Raw genomic sequence first — 7,124 nt, 5'->3', positions numbered from 1 at the left:
TTCGTCTATAATTTTAATTTGCAATTTATATAATTTAAAAATTTTATATAGATTATTTCTACTTCATAGAAAAAATAAAAAATTAAAATCAAGGAGTATATTATGTCAGTAGAATTAGTAAAGAAAAACGCATTAACCGTAATAGAGGAGGCTTCGAATATCAATACGAGATATAGTTTTGATAATTTGAGTAAAAAGCTGTCCGAAGCGCAAAATACGGTTAATAATTTTAGGATTAACGCCCCGCTAATCGGTTTATTCAGTGCGGGAAAGAGCAGTATTCTAAATAAATATTTGAATATTGATTTGCCTGTGGGAATAGAGGCTAAAACTTCTGTGGCTTGCGAATTCGTTTACGATACGGAAGAATATTTGGAAGTTATATCCGATAAAAACGAGTCGAGCAGAAAAAGTATATCGGACTTAAAAGATTTGACTATTGAAAATTGTTCTTTTGTCCGCATGCATTTGAATAACGATAAATTAGCGAATATGAAAGATATTACAATAGTCGATATGCCGGGACTCGATTCGGGCTATGAACAGCATAATAAGGCGATAAAAAATTATATAAATTCCGCTTCATATTTTATAATAATAATGGATATTGAAAACGGAACGATTAAAAAGTCTCTTTTGGATTTCTTGAAAGAACTCGATTTATACAGCCTTAATTTCGGCTTTATACTTTCAAAATATGAACAAAAAGACGAAACGGATATTGAAAATATAATTAAAAATACAAAAGAAAATATATTAAATTATATCGGGAAAGATGTATTTGTGGGAAAAGTTTCGGCTTTGAATTCGGATATTGGCGATTTTGAAAATATACTTTCAAATATGCAAGTTGTGGCGATAGCTAAAAACTGTTTATATTCAAATTTGAAATTGATATTGGAAGAAGATTTATTAAAAGAATTAAACCGCAAATTAAAATACGATAGATTTGATATTGGCGAGATAGATAAAAATATTAGAGAATTGGAAAAGAAATCGCAAGATATAGAAAAAAGCATTGAAAAAGAAGCGTATTTTATAAAGAATAAGGCAAATAATCAGCTTGCGGACGCGATACTTTCGGATATATCCAATACTTTAAGCGAAAATGTCGATATGCTCGTTATGAAGGCAAAAGAAAATTCTTCCGCCTTTGGAGATACGGTAAATAGCTTGATAAGACCCGTTATATCTTCAAGCGCTGATAGACATTTGAAAGAATTGTTTGCAGAAATATATGAAAGGCTTCAAGTTAATTTTAATTCTATAGTCGGCGACTTGCAAATAGATTCTATTAATATCGGCAGTCTTGAAGAAGGAAATAAATTAATAGACGCGGGAGTAAATGTGGTTATGGAGATGTTAAAAAAATATTTGCCAACCGCGGGCGTTACCGCTGCAGGAACTTTAGCCGCAACTGCCGCCATATCTTCCGCTATTACATTAGGCTCGGTAGCTCTTCCAATAGTCGGCACTTTAATCGCTGCGCTTATTCCTTTTTTGGGAGGTTTATTAAAATCAAATAGAGAAGCGAGTCAAAATGAAAGTATAAGAAGTCAAATACTCGGAAATATAATTCCAAATGTTCTTTTACAAATTAGAGGAAAACTTGAAATTTGCATATCGGAGCAAACAGACGCTTTCATTAAGGCAGTTAGAGAAAAATTTGATGTTGAACAAAATAATATAAAAGAGGCTTTGGAAAAGGCTAAAAAAGATAAAGAAATATCGGAAAACGAATTTAATGAAAAAATGAATATATTGAAAGCGGATATTGAGAAAACCGAAAAATTAATTTCACAAATGAATACTAACGAGGAATAAAATGGATATATCAATAATACTTTCTATAGCGATAATTTTTATATTTATGATAATATTAATAATTGTCATTTGCAAATATAAAAATAAGATAAATATTTTAAATAAAATCGTCTTTGAAAAAGAAACCGATTGCAATAAAGTAAAAACGGAACTTCAAGACGCCAATATTAAAATAGAGAAAAAAGAAACGGATATTAAAAATATTAACTCCGAATTGACTGAATATAAAAATAAACTCTCGAAAAAAGAGAGCGATTATAATAAAGTCGAGACGGAGTTAAAAGAAACCAATATTAAACTGGAAGAAAAAGAAGAGAGTATATTTAATCATAAAAAAGTTTTGGATATACTCTCCGAAAGAGCGGAAGAAACCGAATCTACAAAATCTTTTCATAAAATAAGAGAGATATATAACTATTTGATTAATAAATGCATAGAATACGATTTGCCGAGCGGGAAATTATTTAAGAATTTTGACGAGCTTTTGGAGAAAATCGAAGAGGCTATTAATTTTCCATTATTCTATCATAAAAACATAATAGCTTTATGCGGGCAGTTTAGTTCGGGTAAAACGAGTATGATTAATTCTTTTTTGGGTGAGGATATACTTCCAACTTCCATCGAGCCTACTACGGCAATAAATACTTTTGTCGTATATGAAAAAGATAACGATTTATATATAAGAAACTGTTTCAGCGGACAGACAAAAGTTGATAAAAGATTTTATAAATTTGTCACGCATAATTTTACCAAAGAATATGATAAAGATGTTCATAATATGGTAAAATATGTTTCGCTTCATACTCAAAAATTAAAATATGAAAATATCGCTTTACTCGATACTCCGGGATATACGGGGCAAGGGCAGGACGCTACGGAAGACGACAGCAATATGGCTATGAAAGGAATAGCTCAAGCGGATAATGTTATCTGGGTTGTGAGTATGGAAAACGGAACTATTAAAAATAACGATTTGGAATTCCTTGAAAAAGAAGAATTAAACGGAAAAGATATTTTAATAGTTTTCAATAAAGCTGATATTCAAAGCGAAGAAGATATAGATAAAATCGTTGAAGAAAGTAAAAATCAACTTGAAGTTAGAGGAATAGATTATAAAGATATAGTGGTTTATTCCTCATTATATCCCGAAGACTATAAAGAAGGCGAGAAAAAATTATTCGAATTCTTTGAAAGCGAAAATAACAGTATAGAAAGAAATTACTTGGAAGATTTGAATAAAATCTTTGACGAATTTGTAGAATACTATGAAGATATGGACGAAGATTTAGCTATTTATACCGAAGCGTTAAATATAGTTAAAATTAAGTCCGCTTTTTCTACAATAATTGGAGCTAAAAATAAATCTATAGATAATTCTATGAAAAAAGTTAAAGAAAATAGGCTTAATATTAAAGACTTCATAAACGATTTGAAAAATAATAAAGAAAAATGTTTAGATTTATTGGGCGATTCTTTATATTCTAAAAATAGGGAAGAATATAATAGGCATAGAAAAAATTTAAAATAGCGAGGAATAAAAATGGAAAACAATAAAAAAATCGAAGAATTAATAAACCAATTAAAAACTTCAAATTATTTGGAGATTTTAGACAAATCAATATTGGGAGATATTGAAAATAACTTTAATAATTATTTAGAAAATTATAAAAGGCTCGAAAGCGAAGATAAAATTCTTACAATAGGAATAGTTGGGCAGGTTAAAGCGGGAAAATCTTCTTTTCTAAATACATTATTTTTTGAAAGCGAGGATGTTTTGCCGAAAGCGGCTACTCCAATGACGGCGGCGCTTACAAAAATAAGATACTCTGAAAATATATCGGCGAAAGTTCATTTTTTTACTTTAAGCGACTTTGAAACCGTAGAAAACGGAGCGAGAGAATGTAAAAGAGCTATTGAAAACGAAAGAAAAAAATTAAACGAAGAGCTTAAAAAGAAAGGAAAACCCGAAGTAAAATTAACGGACGCTCAATTATTAGGAATGGTAGAATTAAGCGACAGTTCTAAAGCCTTTTATGAAATTTTTGAGAATTTTAAGAAAAACGAAGGCGAATTGAGAAGAAAATTGGAAAATTCTGAAAATAACGATAATAACGATAATTTTGAGGTTTTGGATAATGTCGATACGATAGACGCCCTTAAAAATAGACTCGAGGATTATGTCGGCGTAAACGGAAAATATATGCCAATAGTTAAATATATCGAAATATTTTTGAATATAGAAGCTATAAAAGATTTTGATATAGTGGACACTCCGGGACTGAACGACCCAGTTATAAGCAGAGGACAGCTTACGAGAGATTTTTTGGGAAAATGCGATGTTATATTTTTACTTAGTCCTACAAGTCAATTTTTCGATTCGCAGGATATAAGTTTATTTTCCGAACAGCTTCCGCAAGAGGGAATAAAAGAGGTTGTGGTTATAGGCAGTAAATTTGATAACGGTTTGATTGGAGAAAGTCAAAAATATAATAACGATATTAAAAGCGCTCAAGCGGGAGTAGAAAATGTTTTAAATGAACAATTCAAAGCGAGAATAAATAATAGCAATAGAAAAGATATATTTGAAAAAGCGTTTCCTCCTCGTTATATAAGTTCTTCATGCTATGATATTTATAGAAACTACGGCAACTTATCAAAAAGAGAAGATGGAATAAAAAAGAATATTATGAGGGCTTTTCCGCATTTTTTAGACGATGCCGAAAGTTATAAAAAATTAAGCGGAATAGAAATATTTAATTCTACGATTATACCTGAAATAGTCTCTAAAAAAGATAATATATTTAAAGAGCGTTCAAATAGCATATATTACGGTTTTATTGAAGGATTTACTCAATCTATAGAAGAATTATATAAAGAAGTAATGCGAAAACAGGAAGAGCTTTCAAACGGAGATATTAAAACTTTGGAAGATAAAGTTAAATCTTCGCTTAATAATTTGGAAAAATTAAAACATAGTATAGACGACTGCTACGATGAAAAAACTCATGAGATAAAAGTTAAATTTAACGATTTATTAACGGAAATCAAAGATATAATAGATATGAATTCCGATGTGAAGAAGAGACAAAAAACCGAAGACTATACCGTCATGGTAGAAAAAGACGGAATTTTGAGCGGAATAGCCAGATTTTTCAATATAGGAGGATATAGACAAGAAACGAGAACAAGAAATATATCTTATGCTTCCACTCAAGATGCCATAGAACAGGTAAATAAGATTATCAAAGAATCTCAAAAATTGATAAATAACGCTTGTAAAAATGTTTTCGATATAAACGATTTTTGCGAAACTATAGCGAATAAACTTCTTGAAGTATTCGATTTATCAAATTTAGATTTTGATACAAATTCTATTATTTTACCGTTAAAAAAGGTTTTGCGTTCATTATCTATAAATTCGGTTAGATTAGATAAAGATTATACTAATATAATAATTGAAAGCGTATCGGACAAAGAGGAAACCTCCGTAGAAGTTATGCAAAAAGCTATGAGAAAAACCGTTTTGGATATAATTAAAGATATAGAAAAAGCTTTGAATAGTCAATCCGCCGAAATAGTTGCAAAATTGGACGAACAAGCGAACAGTCTTATAAGTGATATTTCAAGTTCGATAGAAAAAGACGCAGAAGAACTTAAAAATCAGCTTAAAGATAAGAAAAAATATGAAGAATTGTATAAAGAAGCCGTTTCGGGAATCGAAGAAATAAAAAATAATATTTAATAAAGGAGTATTTATGTTGCCAAATAAACCGCCGTATTTTTATAAATGTAATTCCTGCGGAAAAACTTTTAGCTCGTCAGTAAAAGTAAACCCGCTTTTGGAATTATTTAATATAAAAAAATTGGGAAATATTCGGCTTAAATGTCCGAGTTGCGGAAGCAGAGATATAAAATTATCCGCTATAAATAAAATGATTAATAAAAATAATCTATAAAGGAGGAAAAATGATTTTTAGAGTATATTCTTCATATCCAACCTAACTTTTAAGAACTACTTTATAAAATAAAAAAATTAAAAAATAAAATTAAAAACTAAAAAAAATTAAAACGAAGGAGAAAAAATTATGTTTTCACCAATATTAACAAGTATATTTTCAAAAGAAGGAGTTAAAAAATCTATAGTTATTAATTTAAAAGATAAAATAGACGAAAAGACTTTTAACGACACTTTAGTAAAAATAGGATTAAATTTAATTTCAATAGAAATAAAAAATTCTGACAAATCTGACACTTATAACTTCTTTAAATTTGAGGAAGAAATAAATATAACCGATATTGCGCCTGTAAATATTATGTGGTTAGACGCTAAAAATTCTTGCATAAACATTAATATTCAAACTGTATCGGGCATATTTAGAGAAATAGGCGGAGGATTGACTAAAGGATATTTTGGTTCTATATTTAATACTATGAAAAAAGCAAATATGGAAAATTTAGGCAATGAATTGGAAAAACAATTAACTCATAAAGATTTCATTGGAAGCCTAAAAGAAATACTCTTTAGAGAAAAAATACTTGACGAAGTATATGACAAGTCTGAAGAATATAAAAAGAACATCGAAAAATACGAAGCAAATACGGACGATATTATAGAAAAAATCGAAGAAGAAAAAGAAGAAAAAAACGAAAACAGAGGAAGTATTGGCAGCTTAAGTCAACCTCAAGAAGATACCGCTCCGTATGATTTATTTATTATCAAACATTTTATAAAATTTGTTATGGATAAATATAAACAAGAAAATATTTCGTCTGAAGATAATTCTACAAACGAAAATATTGAAAATACGGAAGATACAAAAAATATAAGTAATAATCCGTTTATTAACGATGGAGAATAAAAATTAAAAATAAAACCGCTCGATTAATCAATTTGCGATTTTGAAAGCGGTTTTTTTATTATTTTGTCATTATGGGTAAGCGCTGAATAAAATCCGAATTTGGCAAAAGAATTAATCTACTTTATTTAGATTGCTCGCCAAAGGCGGACTTTAGTATCAGCAAAGCCTCGCAATGACAAAATATATTTTCATTTCGTCCGTCATTGCGAGATTTATTTATAAATCGAAGCAATCCACTATTAATAAAGTTAAATTTTTAAAATAAAATTCTATTTTATTTTTAATTAGTTATATTTTTAATAAATAAACTATTTTAAAATTAAGTTGTTTATATTTTTCATTAATATTTTGACAAATAAAATTATTCTGTTATAATTATATCTATGAGTAATAATGTTGAAGTTAAGAAATTGAACGATTACTTTATCCGTTATTTTTTTG

At 28.8% G+C, this 7,124-nt stretch carries 5 protein-coding genes; all 5 read left to right on the top strand.

Going from position 1 to position 7,124, the window contains the following annotated elements:
* The first annotated feature begins 102 nt into the window (after positions 1-102).
* The 5 genes from ACR0QS_RS09185 (at position 103) to ACR0QS_RS09165 (ending at position 6,683) form a co-directional block, all read left to right on the top strand.
* Entirely contained in the window at positions 103-1,824 is a 1,722-nt protein-coding gene (locus ACR0QS_RS09185) for a dynamin family protein (RefSeq protein WP_432633144.1), read from the top strand.
* 1 nt (position 1,825) lies between these two features.
* Positions 1,826-3,352, top strand: coding sequence for a dynamin family protein (locus ACR0QS_RS09180; RefSeq protein WP_432633143.1), 1,527 nt, complete (start codon positions 1,826-1,828; stop codon positions 3,350-3,352).
* Positions 3,353-3,364: 12 nt separating this feature from the next.
* Positions 3,365-5,566 carry a dynamin family protein gene (locus tag ACR0QS_RS09175; RefSeq protein WP_432633142.1) on the top strand — a complete coding sequence of 734 codons (2,202 nt, stop codon included), beginning with the start codon at positions 3,365-3,367 and terminating at the stop codon, positions 5,564-5,566.
* 13 nt (positions 5,567-5,579) lie between these two features.
* The gene (locus tag ACR0QS_RS09170) at positions 5,580-5,780 is read left to right on the top strand and encodes a zinc ribbon domain-containing protein (RefSeq protein WP_432633141.1); all 201 of its coding nucleotides are present in this window, start codon (positions 5,580-5,582) and stop codon (positions 5,778-5,780) included.
* Between the two features lie 129 nt (positions 5,781-5,909).
* Entirely contained in the window at positions 5,910-6,683 is a 774-nt protein-coding gene (locus ACR0QS_RS09165; RefSeq protein ID WP_432633140.1) for a hypothetical protein, read from the top strand.
* The last annotated feature ends 441 nt before the right edge of the window (positions 6,684-7,124 follow it).

Origin of the sequence: Brachyspira sp. (assembly GCF_050873525.1) — a bacterium.
Classification (GTDB): domain Bacteria; phylum Spirochaetota; class Brachyspiria; order Brachyspirales; family Brachyspiraceae; genus Brachyspira.
This window is presented reverse-complemented; position numbering and strand designations above follow the sequence as displayed.